The organism is Enterobacter sp. DVT3837 (assembly GCF_056238685.1).
In genome coordinates this window covers 1,664,416-1,680,107 of record NZ_JBWDLA010000001.1, presented here as the reverse complement: position 1 = coordinate 1,680,107, position 15,692 = coordinate 1,664,416, and the positions used below count along the sequence as shown (strand labels likewise).

General features: G+C 54.2%; 12 protein-coding genes, 2 tRNA genes and 2 rRNA genes. 3 read left to right on the top strand and 13 right to left on the bottom strand.

Annotated elements, in window-relative coordinates:
• Positions 1 to 3 precede the first annotated feature (3 nt).
• On the bottom strand, positions 4 to 1,479 hold the full coding sequence (gene ilvC / locus AC0XWG_RS08225) for a ketol-acid reductoisomerase (RefSeq protein ID WP_021242831.1): 1,476 nt from the start codon (positions 1,477 to 1,479) through the stop codon (positions 4 to 6).
• A gap of 152 nt (positions 1,480 to 1,631) precedes the next feature.
• On the opposite strand from ilvC, the gene ilvY reads away from it, so the two are divergent.
• Entirely contained in the window at positions 1,632 to 2,522 is an 891-nt protein-coding gene (ilvY, locus tag AC0XWG_RS08220) for an HTH-type transcriptional activator IlvY (protein WP_028018214.1), read from the top strand.
• Here the strand turns inward: ilvY and ilvA are convergent.
• From ilvA to ilvL, 7 genes are all read right to left on the bottom strand, one after another.
• Positions 2,519 to 4,063 (bottom strand): threonine ammonia-lyase, biosynthetic, encoded by a 1,545-nt coding sequence (gene ilvA, locus AC0XWG_RS08215; protein WP_128348564.1) that lies wholly within the window; start codon positions 4,061 to 4,063, stop codon positions 2,519 to 2,521. The two genes, ilvY and ilvA, sit on opposite strands and share 4 nt — an antisense overlap.
• 2 nt (positions 4,064 to 4,065) lie before the next feature.
• Positions 4,066 to 5,916 (bottom strand): dihydroxy-acid dehydratase, encoded by a 1,851-nt coding sequence (gene ilvD / locus AC0XWG_RS08210; RefSeq protein ID WP_257247764.1) that lies wholly within the window; start codon positions 5,914 to 5,916, stop codon positions 4,066 to 4,068.
• 61 nt (positions 5,917 to 5,977) lie between these two features.
• Complete coding sequence (gene ilvE / locus AC0XWG_RS08205) at positions 5,978 to 6,907, bottom strand: branched-chain-amino-acid transaminase (RefSeq protein ID WP_023309654.1); 930 nt, start codon at positions 6,905 to 6,907, stop codon at positions 5,978 to 5,980.
• An 18-nt stretch (positions 6,908 to 6,925) separates the two neighbouring features.
• A complete protein-coding gene (ilvM, locus tag AC0XWG_RS08200) occupies positions 6,926 to 7,189 on the bottom strand; it encodes an acetolactate synthase 2 small subunit (RefSeq protein ID WP_028018217.1) in 264 nt (87 codons plus the stop codon).
• Positions 7,186 to 8,832, bottom strand: a complete 1,647-nt coding sequence (ilvG, locus tag AC0XWG_RS08195) for an acetolactate synthase 2 catalytic subunit (RefSeq protein ID WP_049008149.1) — start codon at positions 8,830 to 8,832, stop codon at positions 7,186 to 7,188. Before ilvG ends, ilvM begins: the two co-directional genes overlap by 4 nt.
• A gap of 2 nt (positions 8,833 to 8,834) precedes the next feature.
• On the bottom strand, positions 8,835 to 8,885 hold the full coding sequence (gene ilvX, locus AC0XWG_RS08190; RefSeq protein ID WP_108091188.1) for a peptide IlvX: 51 nt from the start codon (positions 8,883 to 8,885) through the stop codon (positions 8,835 to 8,837).
• 86 nt (positions 8,886 to 8,971) lie between these two features.
• Positions 8,972 to 9,070 (bottom strand): ilv operon leader peptide, encoded by a 99-nt coding sequence (ilvL, locus tag AC0XWG_RS08185; protein ID WP_001311244.1) that lies wholly within the window; start codon positions 9,068 to 9,070, stop codon positions 8,972 to 8,974.
• Between the two features lie 340 nt (positions 9,071 to 9,410).
• On the opposite strand from ilvL, the gene AC0XWG_RS08180 reads away from it, so the two are divergent.
• On the top strand, positions 9,411 to 10,931 hold the full coding sequence (locus AC0XWG_RS08180) for a YifB family Mg chelatase-like AAA ATPase (RefSeq protein WP_128348566.1): 1,521 nt from the start codon (positions 9,411 to 9,413) through the stop codon (positions 10,929 to 10,931).
• A gap of 25 nt (positions 10,932 to 10,956) precedes the next feature.
• Here the strand turns inward: AC0XWG_RS08180 and AC0XWG_RS08175 are convergent, their stop codons facing one another.
• Positions 10,957 to 11,295, bottom strand: coding sequence for a MaoP family protein (locus tag AC0XWG_RS08175; protein WP_008501577.1), 339 nt, complete (start codon positions 11,293 to 11,295; stop codon positions 10,957 to 10,959).
• A 118-nt stretch (positions 11,296 to 11,413) separates the two neighbouring features.
• Between AC0XWG_RS08175 and hdfR the strand changes: the two genes are divergently transcribed.
• Positions 11,414 to 12,235: an HTH-type transcriptional regulator HdfR gene (gene hdfR, locus AC0XWG_RS08170; protein WP_028018220.1), complete on the top strand. Its 822-nt coding sequence runs from the start codon at positions 11,414 to 11,416 to the stop codon at positions 12,233 to 12,235.
• Between the two features lie 98 nt (positions 12,236 to 12,333).
• Here hdfR and AC0XWG_RS08165 read toward each other — a convergent pair.
• The 4 genes from AC0XWG_RS08165 to AC0XWG_RS08150 form a co-directional block, all read right to left on the bottom strand.
• Positions 12,334 to 12,409, bottom strand: a tRNA-Trp gene (locus tag AC0XWG_RS08165).
• Positions 12,410 to 12,462: 53 nt separating this feature from the next.
• Positions 12,463 to 12,539, bottom strand: a tRNA-Asp gene (locus AC0XWG_RS08160).
• A 55-nt stretch (positions 12,540 to 12,594) separates the two neighbouring features.
• Positions 12,595 to 12,710, bottom strand: a 5S ribosomal RNA gene (rrf, locus tag AC0XWG_RS08155).
• 70 nt (positions 12,711 to 12,780) lie between these two features.
• Positions 12,781 to 15,685, bottom strand: a 23S ribosomal RNA gene (locus tag AC0XWG_RS08150).
• Positions 15,686 to 15,692 lie beyond the last annotated feature (7 nt).

The window sequence follows — 15,692 nt, the reverse complement described above, 5'->3', positions numbered from 1 at the left end:
TTGTTAACCCGCTACCGCAATACGTTTCATATCGGTCATGTAGCCACGCAGTTTATGACCCACTTTCTCGATCTGATGGCTGCGAATCGCTTCGTTTACATCACGCAGCTGCGCGTTATCCACGGCTCCTTCTGCAATCGCTTTACCCAGATCGCCTGTCTGCAGCGTAGTCATGAACTCTTTCAGCAGCGGTACGCAAGCGTAAGAGAACAGGTAGTTACCATACTCAGCGGTATCAGAGATCACTACGTTCATTTCGTACAGACGCTTACGGGCGATGGTGTTCGCAATCAGCGGCAGCTCGTGCAGTGATTCGTAGTACGCAGACTCTTCGATGATGCCGGAATCCACCATGGTTTCGAACGCCAGCTCAACGCCTGCTTTCACCATGGCAATCATCAGTACGCCTTTATCGAAGTACTCCTGCTCGCCGATTTTACCTTCATACTGTGGCGCGGTTTCGAACGCGGTTTTACCGGTCTCTTCACGCCAGGTCAGCAGTTTCTTATCGTCATTCGCCCAGTCAGCCATCATGCCGGAAGAGAACTCACCGGAGATGATGTCGTCCATATGTTTCTGGAACAGCGGTGCCATGATGGTTTTCAGCTGTTCAGACAATGCGTAAGCACGCAGTTTCGCCGGGTTAGACAGACGGTCCATCATCAGCGTAATACCGCCCTGCTTCAGGGCTTCAGTGATGGTTTCCCAGCCGAATTGAATCAGTTTTTCAGCGTATGCAGGGTCAGTACCCTCTTCCACCAGCTTGTCGAAGCACAGCAGAGAGCCAGCCTGCAACATGCCGCACAGAATGGTCTGCTCACCCATCAGGTCAGATTTCACTTCTGCAACGAAGGAAGATTCCAGCACGCCCGCACGGTGACCACCGGTTGCGGCAGCCCATGCTTTGGCAATCGCCATACCTTCGCCTTTCGGATCGTTTTCCGGGTGAACCGCGATCAGGGTCGGCACGCCGAAGCCACGTTTGTACTCTTCACGGACTTCCGTACCCGGGCACTTCGGAGCCACCATCACAACGGTGATGTCTTTACGGATCTGCTCGCCCACTTCAACGATGTTGAAACCGTGGGAATACCCCAGCGCCGCGCCATCTTTCATCAGCGGCTGTACGGAACGCACAACGTCAGAGTGCTGTTTGTCTGGCGTCAGGTTAACCACCAGATCCGCCTGCGGGATCAGCTCTTCGTAGGTACCCACTTTAAAGCCGTTTTCGGTCGCTTTACGCCAGGAAGCACGCTTCTCGGCAATCGCTTCTTTACGCAGGGCGTAGGAGATATCCAGACCGGAGTCACGCATGTTCAGGCCCTGGTTCAGACCCTGTGCGCCACAGCCGACAATGACCACTTTTTTACCCTGAAGGTAGCTCGCGCCATCGGCAAATTCGTCGCGCGCCATGAAGCGGCATTTGCCCAGCTGCGCCAGCTGCTGGCGCAAGTTCAGTGTATTAAAGTAGTTAGCCATGGGTGATACCTCGTGATGTTGTGTGTCTTATTGTTCGGTTCGCTGTTCAGCGAGAATGTACCCACATTACAACAGGAAATTCATTGCGGAAATTGATATATTCACAACGTCACGTTGCAATATCTGCAATGTAAAAAAGGGGAGTGACATCAGTGGATTTACGCGATCTGAAAATGTTCCTGCATCTTGCGGAAAGCCGCCACTTTGGCCGCAGCGCCCGGGCGATGCACGTCAGCCCCTCTACGCTTTCGCGGCAAATCCAGCGCCTTGAGGAAGATCTCGGCCAGCCGCTGTTTGTGCGTGATAACCGTACCGTTACCCTCACGGAAGCGGGTGAAGAACTGCGCATTTTTGCCCAGCAGACGCTGTTGCAGTACCAGCAGCTGCGGCACTCGATTGACCAGCAGGGGCCGTCACTTTCCGGCGAGCTGCATATTTTCTGCTCCGTGACCGCCGCCTATAGCCATCTGCCGCCCATTCTCGACCGCTTCCGCGCGGCGCATCCGTCGGTTGAAATTAAGCTCACTACCGGCGACGCCGCCGACGCAATGGAAAAAGTGGTGACTGGCGAAGCGGATCTCGCCATTGCCGGGAAACCCGAAACCTTGCCGGGTGCGGTGGCATTTTCAATGCTGGAGAACCTGGCGGTAGTGCTGATTGCCCCGGCACTGCCCTGCCCGGTGCGTAATCAGGTATCGGTGGAGAAACCGGACTGGTCAACGGTGCCGTTTATCATGGCCGATCAGGGACCGGTACGCCGCCGTATTGAGCTCTGGTTCCGCCGTCAGAAGATCAGCAATCCGTCGATTTACGCAACAGTTGGTGGCCATGAGGCGATGGTCTCAATGGTGGCGCTCGGCTGCGGCGTGGCGCTGCTGCCGGAAGTGGTGCTGGAAAACAGCCCGGAGCCGGTACGTAACCGCGTGATGATTCTGGAACGCAGCGACGAGAAAACACCGTTTGAGCTTGGCGTGTGTGCACAAAAAAAGCGGCTGCATGAGCCGCTTATTGATGCGTTCTGGCAGATCCTGCCAAACCATTAACCCGCGAGGAAGAACCTGAACGCCGGGTTATGCGTCTCATCGTGACAGTCATAGCCCAGTTCGTTCAGCCGCGTTTCGAAATCAGGCTCATGTTCGCCCAGCTCAAACGCGGCCAGCACGCGTCCATAGTCCGTGCCGTGGCTGCGGTAGTGGAACAAAGAGATGTTCCAGTGCGTACCCAGCGTATGCAGGAACTTAAGCAGTGCGCCCGGAGATTCCGGAAACTCAAAGCTGAACAGACGTTCCTTGAGCGGTTTCGATGGACGGCCGCCCACCATATAGCGCACATGCAGTTTCGCCATTTCATCATCAGAGAGGTCAACAACGCTGTAGCCACCTTCGTGCAGCAGATTGAGGATCTCTTTGCGCTCCTCCACGCCACGGCTCAGACGTACGCCGACAAAAATGCACGCATCTTTGGCGTCAGCAAAACGGTAGTTAAATTCCGTCACTGAGCGGCCGCCGAGTAGCTGGCAGAATTTCAGGAAGCTGCCCTTCTCTTCCGGGATGGTCACCGCCAACAGTGCTTCTCGCTGTTCACCCAGCTCGCAGCGCTCTGAAACATAGCGCAGACCGTGGAAATTAACGTTAGCACCGGAGAGCACGTGCGCCAGGCGTTCGCCGCGAATGTTGTGCTGAGCGATGTATTTTTTCATCCCCGCCAGCGCCAGCGCGCCGGACGGTTCCGCCACCGCGCGAACATCCTCGAACAGATCTTTCATCGCCGCGCAGATCGCGTCGCTATCAACCGTGACAATATCGTCAAGATACTCCTGGCACAGGCGGAAGGTCTCATCGCCGATGCGCTTAACCGCCACACCTTCCGCAAACAGCCCGACGCGCGGCAGGTCTACCGGATGACCGGCATCCAGCGCCGCTTTCAGGCAGGCAGAATCTTCCGCTTCAACGGCAATGACTTTGATCTGCGGCATCAGCTGTTTGATCAGCACCGCCACGCCCGCCGCCAGCCCGCCGCCGCCGACCGGTACAAACACGCGGTCAAGATGGGCATCCTGTTGCAGCAGCTCCAGCGCCAGCGTGCCCTGCCCGGCAATCACCATCGGGTGATCGAACGGCGGTACCCAGGTAAACCCCTGCTGCTGCGCCAGCTCAATCGCTTTGGCTTTGGCTTCGTCGAAGTTAGCCCCGTGGAGCAGCACTTCACCGCCAAAACCTCGCACCGCATCGACTTTGATGTCTGCGGTAGCGACTGGCATCACGATCAGCGCTTTCAACCCTAAGCGAGCAGAGGAGAATGCGACGCCCTGAGCGTGGTTACCTGCAGAGGCGGTAATTACGCCGCGTGCTTTTTGCTCGTCGGTTAACCCGGCCATCATCGCGTAGGCCCCGCGCAGCTTAAAACTGTGTACTGGCTGACGGTCTTCGCGCTTCACCAGGATCACGTTATCAAGGCGCGAAGAGAGTTTTTCCATTTTCTGCAGCGGGGTGACCTGCACCGCTTCATAGACCGGCGCGCGTAGCACCGCTCTTAAATATTCCGCCCCCTCAGGGGCGGCAGATAAGGGTTGTGATTCGGCCATCATTAGCCCCCAAGTTTCGATTTATCGCGCACCGCGCCTTTATCTGCACTGGTGGCAAGGCTCGCGTAAGCACGCAGGGCGAAGGAGACTTCACGCTGACGATCTTTCGGCGTCCAGGCTTTGTCGCCGCGCGCTTCTTGCGCCTCACGACGAGCCGCAATTTCCTGGTCGCTGAGCTTCAGCTGAATACCGCGATTTGGAATATCGATTTCGATCAGGTCGCCATTTTCGATAATGGCGATATTGCCGCCACTCGCTGCTTCAGGGGAAACGTGGCCGATGGACAAGCCGGACGTACCGCCAGAGAATCGACCATCAGTGATCAGTGCGCAAGCTTTACCGAGTCCCATGGATTTCAGGAAGGTGGTTGGGTAAAGCATCTCCTGCATACCCGGCCCGCCTTTCGGACCTTCGTAGCGGATCACCACCACATCACCTTCCACCACTTTGCCACCGAGAATCGCCTCTACCGCCTCGTCCTGGCTTTCATACACTTTTGCTGGGCCGGTGAATTTCAGGATGCTGTCGTCCACGCCTGCGGTTTTCACGATGCAGCCGTTTTCCGCAAAGTTACCGTACAGCACAGCCAGACCACCGTCTTTGCTGTAGGCGTGTTCCAGCGAGCGGATGCAGCCTTCGGCGCGATCGTCATCCAGGGTGTCCCAGCGGCAGTCCTGCGAGAACGCCTGGGTGGTGCGAATACCCGCTGGACCCGCGCGGAACATCTTTTTCACCGCGTCGTCTTTGGTCAGCATCACGTCGTACTGGTCCAGCGACTCCGGCAGCGACAGGCCAAGCACGTTTTTCACGTCACGGTTCAGCAGCCCGGCGCGATCCAGCTCGCCCAAAATACCGATTACGCCACCGGCACGGTGCACGTCTTCCATGTGGTACTTCTGGGTACTCGGCGCGACTTTACACAGCTGAGGCACTTTGCGGGACAGCTTGTCGATGTCGCTCATGGTGAAGTCGATTTCGGCTTCCTGCGCGGCGGCCAGCAGGTGCAGCACAGTGTTGGTGGAACCGCCCATGGCGATATCCAGCGTCATAGCGTTTTCGAACGCCGCTTTGCTGGCGATATTGCGCGGCAGCGCGCTGGCGTCGTCCTGCTCGTAGTAGCGTTTCGTCAGCTCAACAATGCGTTTACCAGCGTTGAGGAACAACTGTTTACGATCGGCGTGGGTCGCCAGCAGCGAGCCGTTGCCCGGCTGCGACAGGCCGAGCGCTTCGGTCAGGCAGTTCATGGAGTTGGCGGTGAACATCCCGGAGCAGGAGCCGCAGGTCGGGCACGCGGAGCGTTCCACCTGCTCACTCTGCTCATCAGAGACTTTCGGGTCCGCGCCCTGAATCATCGCATCAACCAGGTCGAGCTTGATGATTTTGTCGGAAAGCTTGGTTTTTCCAGCTTCCATAGGGCCGCCGGAGACGAAGATCACCGGAATGTTCAGACGCAGGGAAGCCATCAGCATCCCTGGGGTGATTTTGTCACAGTTGGAGATACAGACCATCGCATCCGCGCAGTGGGCGTTAACCATGTATTCCACTGAGTCGGCGATCAGTTCGCGAGATGGCAGTGAATAGAGCATGCCCCCGTGACCCATCGCAATACCGTCATCCACCGCAATGGTGTTGAACTCTTTCGCCACACCGCCAGAGGCTTCGATTTGCTCGGCAACCAGTTTACCGAGATCGCGCAGGTGCACGTGACCCGGCACAAACTGGGTAAAGGAGTTCACCACGGCGATAATTGGCTTGCCGAAATCGGCGTCGGTCATTCCGGTGGCGCGCCACAGTGCGCGAGCACCCGCCATGTTACGGCCGTGGGTGGTGGTGGCTGAACGATACTTAGGCATGCTTTATTTACTCCCGTCTGACTATTTAAATGGGACGGTGCGTGCCGTCCCATATTTATACTTAGTGATTAACCTGATCCAACCAGCCGTATTTATCTTCTGTTTCACCGGTGAAGAGGCCAAAGAAGGCTTGCTGAATACGTTTGGTGACCGGGCCGCAGCGGCCTTCGCCCACCTGGATACCGTCTACGCTGCGTACCGGCGTAATTTCAGCCGCAGTACCGGACATAAAGACTTCATCCGCCAGGTAGAGAGATTCGCGGGACAGTACCTGCTCGCGCACTTCGATACCCAGATCTTTCGCCAGCTTGATGATGGCGTCACGGGTGATGCCCGGCAGCGCGGACGAGGTAAATGGTGGCGTGAACAGAATGCCATCTTTTACTTCAAACAAGTTTTCGCCCGCACCTTCTGAGATGTAGCCATTCACGTCGAGGGCAATACCTTCCTGATAACCGTGACGGCGCGCTTCGCTACCGACCAGCAGTGAGGAGAGGTAGTTACCGCCCGCTTTAGCCGCGGTCGGGATGGTGTTCGGCGCCACGCGGTTCCAGGAAGAGACCATTGCGTCGATCCCCTGCTCCAGGGCTTCCGCTCCCAGGTAAGCACCCCATGGGAACGCGGCAATGATCACATCGGTGGTATAGCCTGCTGGTGGGTTAACGCCCATGCCCACATCACCCACAAACACCAGCGGACGAATATACGCGCTGGTCAGGTTGTTTTTACGGATCACGTCACGGCAGGCTTCCATCAGCTCATCAACGCTCTGGGAAACCGGGAAACGATAAATTTTGGCTGAGTCATGCAGACGCTGCATATGTTCACGATGACGGAACACCACTGGCCCTTTGTGAGAATCGTAGCAACGGATCCCTTCAAAGACTGAAGTACCGTAGTGCAGCGCGTGGGACATCACGTGAACCTTCGCGTCCTCCCAGCGAACCATCTCACCGTTGAACCAAATGTAATCAGCTTTTTTTGTCGTCATTTTTTCGTCCTGTCACGCTTAAGCGCGGATTTGTTGTGATGTGGTTGTGCTCTGGCAGATGGCTACATGGGCAACGTCTACCAGCTTTGATAACTGACTAAACAGTAAGTCGACCGGGCGCGGACTGGCAACGGTTAATTCGATACTGATATTTTCAGCATCAGTGGCCGTCTCCATATTCATAGAGCAAATCTGAAAACCACGATGACGGACCACACGCAAAACGCGTTCTAAGGTTTCTGGATTGAAGCGAGCCTGCACGGCGACCTGATGTTGCATCATGATAATTTCTCCAGCATTTGTGAGTTACTGGCACCTGGCGGTACCAACGGCCAGACATTCTCAAGCTCGTCGATTGAGACATGAAGCAGGTAAGGCCCTTCGCTTGACAGCATGGTGTCGAGTGCCGCTTCAACCTGGTCTTTACGGGTAATGTGCTGGCCAGGGATGCCAAAGGCGCTGGCCAGAGTGAGGAAATCGGGGTTATCGGTCAGGGTGGTTTCGCTGTAACGCTCCTGGAAGAACAACTGTTGCCACTGACGAACCATCCCTAAACGCTGGTTATCGAGTAACACGATTTTCAGCGGCAACTGCTTACGCTTCACGGTGCCCAGCTCCTGAACATTCATCATGAAGGAGCCGTCACCGGAGATACAGATAACGGTATCGTTCGGTCGGGCAACCTGCGCGCCCACGGCTGCTGGCAGACCGAAACCCATCGTCCCTAACCCGCTGGAAGTGATGAAATTTTCCGGGCGAGTGTAGGTCATGTGCTGGGCTGACCACATCTGATGCTGGCCCACGTCGGTGGTAACGACGCTGTCTGCGGGTTTACGATCGGACAACTGTTTCAACAGCAGCGGTGCGTAGATGGCCTCACCGGGGTGGTCGTAACGCCAGGCATGCTCAGCGCGCATGTCTGCAGCATGCTGACGCCATGCGTGGATATCTAACGGTTGCTGCAAAGCGGGTAACAATGCGTTGAGATCACCCTGCAGGGCGACGTGTGCCTGACGCAATTTGTTCATTTCTGCCGGGTCGATATCCATATGGATGACTTTGGCATTCGGCGCGAAGGTGTTCAGCTTGCCGGTGACGCGGTCATCGAAACGTGCCCCTACGGCGATGAGCAGATCGCACTCCTGCACCGCCAGGTTTGCGGCTTTGGTGCCGTGCATCCCCAGCATGCCGAGGTAGTACGGATAGTCGGCATCTACCGCGCCCAGACCTTTCAGCGTGCAGGTCGCTGGCATCTGCGTTGTTGCGATAAATTCGCGCAGGGCTGGAACGGCCTGTGCCATGCCTACGCCACCGCCGACGTACAGCATCGGCTGTTTCGCCTGCGCCAGCATCTGGCGCGCCTCTGCAACGTCCTCATGTGGAAACACATCGTCGCTTTCAACGGTGGAGAAGTGCGGCTCCAGATCGCCGAGAGCCACCTGGATATCTTTTGGGATATCCACAAGAACCGGGCCAGGACGGCCAGAACTGGCAACAGCAAATGCTTCAGCCATCACACGCGGCAACTCTTCCAGAGACTGGACGAGGAAACTGTGTTTGGTGCAAGCCAGCGATAAACCAAGTACATCCACTTCCTGGAAGGCATCGGTACCGATAAAGGGAGAAGCGACCTGACCAGTGATTGCCACGACAGGAACAGAGTCGAGCAGTGCATCAGCCAGACCGGTGATCAGGTTGGTTGCACCCGGTCCTGAGGTTGCCATGCAAACCCCAGTTTTGCCGGTAGCGCGCGCATAACCAATGGCTGCCATTGCTGCGCCCTGCTCGTGTCGGCACAACAGGTGTTCCACGCCGCCGTCATACAATGCATCGTAAATCGGCATAATTGCGCCACCCGGATAACCGAATACTGTCTCGACTCCCTGCGCGCGCAACGCATGTACTACCCACTGTGCCCCATTCATAGTTAGTTCCCCGTCATAAATCGGGAGAAACAGAATTTTGTGCTAGTGTTCATTCTCTGCTCCTCGCTTAAGTTTTTTAGTCATAAAAAAACCCCCGGACCTTTCGGTGCGGGGGTCTTAGTTCGTTAAGGCTTGATTTCTAAGCCTTTCCTCGTCCAAGTGCAGCCCCGCACGGTGGGATAATAATCACCACCACGCTAATCACGACCAGGCTAATCACTCGTAGAAGGGCTGTCATTTTCAGTTCTTTTTGCATCTTGTTCGAAGGAATACCTAAAGAGTTATCACAGTTTTTAAATCAAACACAAGATTTATTTATGACCATTTTGATTAGCACACAAATCATATTCCGAAAAATCATTGTTTTATATGAGAAAAACAGAGTGTGAATATTTTTCATAATTTCAAGCGTACTCAGGCCATCAAAACGAACCGCTCTTTTTCTGCGAGAATGCTTCCGCCAAGACGTAATGGTTACATTTTGTCGTCAAAAGCCTGGAACAGGCGTCGTAAAATACAGAACTGACACTAAAGGTGTGATCGAGATACTGGCATAGTCGGCCCTCAAGGAGGTGCTTATGTCACTGTCAGTTGTTTATACGCGTGCGGCTATTGGAGTCAAAGCACCGCTGATTTCCGTAGAGGTCCATCTGAGCAATGGGCTTCCCGGATTAACGCTCGTCGGCTTGCCGGAAACAACGGTGAAAGAAGCCAGAGATCGGGTACGCAGCGCAATCATCAATAGCGGTTATACCTTCCCCGCAAAGAAGATCACTATCAACCTGGCGCCTGCGGACCTGCCCAAAGAGGGAGGTCGATATGATTTACCTATCGCTATAGCGCTTCTCGCGGCCTCAGAACAGCTTAATGCGTCCAGGCTAGGCTCGTATGAGTTCATCGGTGAACTGGCGCTTACAGGCGCATTGAGGGGCGTTCCTGGCGCAATCTCAGGTGCGCTGGAAGCCATTCGTGCTGGTCGACAAATCATTGTTGCCAATGAAAATGGTTCCGAGGTGAGCCTGATAGCCGAAAAAGGATGCCTGATAGCAGGGCACTTGCAGGAGGTCTGTGCATATCTTGAGGGGCGACATGAGTTAGCAGAACCTGAAGAAACAGGGGATCTCCTACCTGAAAGCCTGGACGATCTCAGCGAGATTATCGGTCAGGAGCAGGGGAAACGGGCACTGGAGATTACCGCTGCCGGAGGGCATAACCTGCTGTTGATTGGTCCGCCGGGTACAGGGAAAACGATGCTGGCGAGCAGATTAAATGGTCTGCTTCCCCCACTCAATAACCATGAGGCACTTGAAAGCGCTGCGATATTTAGCCTGGTGAGTTCTGTGTCGTTACAAAAACAGTGGCGACGTCGCCCCTTCCGCTCTCCGCACCACAGTGCCTCACTAACAGCCATGGTAGGGGGAGGTACTATACCGGTGCCGGGAGAGATCTCATTGGCCCACAATGGCATTCTGTTTCTTGATGAGCTGCCTGAGTTTGAAAGGCGAGTGCTGGATGCTCTGAGGGAGCCTATCGAATCGGGTGAAATTCATATCTCCCGTACACGTGCCAAAATAAGCTACCCCGCGCAGTTCCAGCTGGTTGCAGCAATGAACCCCAGCCCGTCAGGACATTATCAGGGTAATCATAATCGCTGTACGCCTGAGCAGACGCTGCGATATCTGGGGAAACTCTCTGGCCCTTTTCTGGATCGTTTCGATTTATCCCTGGAGATCCCTTTGCCTCCTCCTGGCCTGCTCAGCCAGAGTAGCGTCAGAGGGGAGAGCACGGTAGAGGTTCGCGAGCGGGTTATCGCCGCTCAGGCCCGACAGTATATACGTCAAAATAAACTGAATGCCCGTCTGGATAATGCTGAGATTCGGCAGTTTTGCCAGCTAAAGGCTGAGGACGCAAACTGGCTGGAAGAAACATTGACGCGATTTGGGCTCTCAATTCGTGCGTGGCAGCGTCTCTTAAAAGTCGCCCGAACTATCGCCGATGTGGAAAGGTGTAATGAAATTGAGAGACAACATCTGCAGGAAGCGTTGAGCTATCGTGCAATCGATCGTCTGCTTTTGCACCTGCAAAAGTTACTGGCGTAAAAAAGGGGCCGTAGCCCCTTTCTTATTAGTCGTCAGACTCGGTGTAGTCTTCTGCACCTTCCATCTGCGGCTTACCGCCAGACAGCGTATGGAAGCGCTTTGGACGCTTAATGCGCGCCATGTACTTGATCCATACACGTTCCGCTTCAGACTGCGGCTCACGCTCGCCACGGCAAACAGAAACAAACTGTTTTTCGTCTTCAGTTGCAGGTTCACGCTTACCCAGATCCAGCTCGTTAAAGGCATAACCATGGCGCTCAAGCAGTTGAGCTTCTTTGATGGTGAAATCGCCGTGACGAGAGAACCCGCGCGGATAATGTTTATTGTCGAAAAAACGATTAGTCGTCGTAAAGCTTTCCGCCATCCTACACGCTCCTAATTCTTTGGCCGAGCTATTTATGGCGCGGAGTATTAGTTACGCTTGACAGAGTGTAAAACAAAACATTTAAATCATAACGACAAATAATTTTGCGGAGAAAGATGTGGATACGGAATTGCTAAAAACTTTCCTTGAAGTGAGCAGAACGCGCCACTTTGGGCGAGCAGCTGAAGCCCTTTACCTGACGCAGTCAGCAGTCAGTTTTCGTATTCGACAGCTGGAAAACCAACTGGGCGTGAATCTTTTTACCCGCCATCGCAACAACATACGTTTAACCCCTGCCGGAGAGAAACTGCTCCCGTACGCAGAAACGCTGATGAATACCTGGCAAGCTGCCCGCAAAGAGGTTGCACATACTTCCAGGCATAATGAGTTTTCAATAGGGGCCAGTGCTTCACTGTGGGAATGCATGCTAAGTCAATGGCTTACCCGGCTGTATCATTCTCATGGGCATTTGCAATTTGAAGCCAGGATTGCACAACGGCAGTCGCTGGTTAAACAACTTCATGAGCGCCAGCTTGATCTTCTGATCACAACCGAAGCCCCCAAGATGGACGAATTTAGCAGCCAGATTGTGGGTCAGTTTGGCCTGGCGCTTTATGCTTCTGAACCTTCAATGATGAAGGCAGACTTGACCTATTTGCGACTGGAGTGGGGGCCTGATTTTCAGCAGAACGAGACGGGGTTGATTGCAGCTGATGATGTTCCGCAGTTAACGACCAGCTCTGCAGAGATCGCCTGCCAGCAACTTTCCTTGCTGAAGGGTTGCACCTGGTTACCTGTCCGCTGGGCTGATGCTAAAGCCGGGCTTCACACTGTATTGGATTCCACAACGCTTACCAGGCCACTATATGCGATTTGGCTGCAAAACAGTGATAAACAATCACAGATAAAAGATCTATTAAAAATCAATGTAATAGATTGATACATCAGCCAGCATTCCTGCTGGCTGAAAATTAAGAAGAGAGTTTTCCGCAGTGTTTCAGGCAAAAAAAATCCTTTGCCGGAGCAAAGGATTATATATGGCAGGGGCGGAGAGACTCGAACTCGCGACACCCGGTTTTGGAGACCGGTGCTCTACCAACTGAGCTACGCCCCTAAAGTTTTTTGCCATTAAGCCTGCCAATAAGGCAGGCTTAATGTCTTAATAAGTGGCGGAACGGACGGGACTCGAACCCGCGACCCCCTGCGTGACAGGCAGGTATTCTAACCGACTGAACTACCGCTCCACCGAAGACTGCTGTAACCACCGGATTTATGCACCGGCTTACTACTTAATTTGATGCCTGGCAGTTCCCTACTCTCACATGGGGAGACCCCACACTACCATCGGCGCTACGGCGTTTCACTTCTGAGTTCGGCATGGGGTCAGGTGGGACCACCGCGCTAAAGCCGCCAGGCAAATTCTGTTAATCTGTATCAAAGCTGAAAATCTTCTGTCTCTCTTCGCCGAAACAGCTTCGGCGTTGTAAGGTTAAGCCTCACGGTTCATTAGTATCGGTTAGCTCAACGCATCGCTGCGCTTACACACCCGACCTATCAACGTCGTAGTCTTCAACGTTCCTTCAGGACCCTTAAAGGGTCAGGGAGAACTCATCTCGGGGCAAGTTTCGTGCTTAGATGCTTTCAGCACTTATCTCTTCCGCATTTAGCTACCGGGCAGTGCCATTGGCATGACAACCCGAACACCAGTGATGCGTCCACTCCGGTCCTCTCGTACTAGGAGCAGCCCCCCTCAATTCTCCAGCGCCCACGGCAGATAGGGACCGAACTGTCTCACGACGTTCTAAACCCAGCTCGCGTACCACTTTAAATGGCGAACAGCCATACCCTTGGGACCTACTTCAGCCCCAGGATGTGATGAGCCGACATCGAGGTGCCAAACACCGCCGTCGATATGAACTCTTGGGCGGTATCAGCCTGTTATCCCCGGAGTACCTTTTATCCGTTGAGCGATGGCCCTTCCATTCAGAACCACCGGATCACTATGACCTGCTTTCGCACCTGCTCGAGCCGTCACTCTCGCAGTCAAGCTAGCTTATGCCATTGCACTAACCTCCTGATGTCCGACCAGGATTAGCTAACCTTCGTGCTCCTCCGTTACTCTTTGGGAGGAGACCGCCCCAGTCAAACTACCCACCAGACACTGTCCGCAACCCGGATTACGGGTCTACGTTAGAACACCAGCCATTAAAGGGTGGTATTTCAAGGGCGGCTCCACGCAGACTGGCGTCCACGCTTCAAAGCCTCCCACCTATCCTACACATCAAGGACCAGTGTTCAGTGTCAAGCTATAGTAAAGGTTCACGGGGTCTTTCCGTCTTGCCGCGGGTACACTGCATCTTCACAGCGAGTTCAATTTCACTGAGTCTCGGGTGGAGACAGCCTGGCCATCATTACGCCATTCGTGCAGGTCGGAACTTACCCGACAAGGAATTTCGCTACCTTAGGACCGTTATAGTTACGGCCGCCGTTTACCGGGGCTTCGATCAAGAGCTTCGCGTTGCCGCTAACCCCATCAATTAACCTTCCGGCACCGGGCAGGCGTCACACCGTATACGTCCACTTTCGTGTTTGCACAGTGCTGTGTTTTTAATAAACAGTTGCAGCCAGCTGGTATCTTCGACTGATTTCAGCTCCACCCGCAGGGGCTTCACCTACATATCAGCGTGCCTTCTCCCGAAGTTACGGCACCATTTTGCCTAGTTCCTTCACCCGAGTTCTCTCAAGCGCCTTGGTATTCTCTACCTGACCACCTGTGTCGGTTTGGGGTACGATTTGATGTTACCTGATGCTTAGAGGCTTTTCCTGGAAGCAGGGCATTTGTTACTTCAGCACCGTAGTGCCTCGTCATCACACCTCAGCGTTAATAAGGTACCGGATTTACCTGGAACCTCCGCCTACATGCTTAAACCGGGACAACCGTCGCCCGGCTAACATAGCCTTCTCCGTCCCCCCTTCGCAGTAACACCAAGTACAGGAATATTAACCTGTTTCCCATCGACTACGCCTTTCGGCCTCGCCTTAGGGGTCGACTCACCCTGCCCCGATTAACGTTGGACAGGAACCCTTGGTCTTCCGGCGTGCGGGCTTTTCACCCGCATTATCGTTACTTATGTCAGCATTCGCACTTCTGATACCTCCAGCACCCCTCACAGGACACCTTCAACGGCTTACAGAACGCTCCCCTACCCAACAACACATAGTGTCGCTGCCGCAGCTTCGGTGCATGGTTTAGCCCCGTTACATCTTCCGCGCAGGCCGACTCGACCAGTGAGCTATTACGCTTTCTTTAAATGATGGCTGCTTCTAAGCCAACATCCTGGCTGTCTGTGCCTTCCCACATCGTTTCCCACTTAACCATGACTTTGGGACCTTAGCTGGCGGTCTGGGTTGTTTCCCTCTTCACGACGGACGTTAGCACCCGCCGTGTGTCTCCCGTGATAACATTCTTCGGTATTCGTAGTTTGCATCGGGTTGGTAAGCCGGGATGGCCCCCTAGCCGAAACAGTGCTCTACCCCCGAAGATGAGTTCACGAGGCGCTACCTAAATAGCTTTCGGGGAGAACCAGCTATCTCCCGGTTTGATTGGCCTTTCACCCCCAGCCACAAGTCATCCGCTAATTTTTCAACATTAGTCGGTTCGGTCCTCCAGTTAGTGTTACCCAACCTTCAACCTGCCCATGGCTAGATCACCGGGTTTCGGGTCTATACCCTGCAACTTAACGCCCAGTTAAGACTCGGTTTCCCTTCGGCTCCCCTATACGGTTAACCTTGCTACAGAATATAAGTCGCTGACCCATTATACAAAAGGTACGCAGTCACACCACGAAGGTGCTCCCACTGCTTGTACGTACACGGTTTCAGGTTCTTTTTCACTCCCCTCGCCGGGGTTCTTTTCGCCTTTCCCTCACGGTACTGGTTCACTATCGGTCAGTCAGGAGTATTTAGCCTTGGAGGATGGTCCCCCCATATTCAGACAGGATACCACGTGTCCCGCCCTACTCTTCGAGTTCACAACCTGTGCATTTTCGTGTACGGGACTATCACCCTGTACCGTCGGACTTTCCAGACCGTTCCACTAACACACAAGCTGATTCAGACTCTGGGCTGCTCCCCGTTCGCTCGCCGCTACTGGGGGAATCTCGGTTGATTTCTTTTCCTCGGGGTACTTAGATGTTTCAGTTCCCCCGGTTCGCCTCGTTAACCTATGTATTCAGTTAACGATAGTGTGACGAATCACACTGGGTTTCCCCATTCGGACATCGCCGGGTCAAAGGTTCATATCACCTCGCCGGCGCTTTTCGCAGATTAGCACGTCCTTCATCGCCTCTGACTGCCAGGGCATCCACCGTGTACGCTTAGTCGCTTAACCTCACAAC

Excerpts from the sequence above, each read along its gene's own strand:
- ilvE (WP_023309654.1), bottom strand. The coding sequence starts at position 6,907 with ATGACGACAAAAAAAGCTGATTACATTTGGTTCAACGGTGAGATGGTT.
- ilvL (WP_001311244.1), bottom strand. The coding sequence starts at position 9,070 with ATGACAGCCCTTCTACGAGTGATTAGCCTGGTCGTGATTAGCGTGGTG.
- AC0XWG_RS08175 (WP_008501577.1), bottom strand. The coding sequence starts at position 11,295 with ATGGCGGAAAGCTTTACGACGACTAATCGTTTTTTCGACAATAAACAT.
- ilvM (WP_028018217.1), bottom strand. The coding sequence starts at position 7,189 with ATGATGCAACATCAGGTCGCCGTGCAGGCTCGCTTCAATCCAGAAACC.
- AC0XWG_RS08180 (WP_128348566.1), top strand. The coding sequence starts at position 9,411 with ATGTCACTGTCAGTTGTTTATACGCGTGCGGCTATTGGAGTCAAAGCA.
- ilvG (WP_049008149.1), bottom strand. The coding sequence starts at position 8,832 with ATGAATGGGGCACAGTGGGTAGTACATGCGTTGCGCGCGCAGGGAGTC.
- ilvD (WP_257247764.1), bottom strand. The coding sequence starts at position 5,916 with ATGCCTAAGTATCGTTCAGCCACCACCACCCACGGCCGTAACATGGCG.
- ilvC (WP_021242831.1), bottom strand. The coding sequence starts at position 1,479 with ATGGCTAACTACTTTAATACACTGAACTTGCGCCAGCAGCTGGCGCAG.
- ilvA (WP_128348564.1), bottom strand. The coding sequence starts at position 4,063 with ATGGCCGAATCACAACCCTTATCTGCCGCCCCTGAGGGGGCGGAATAT.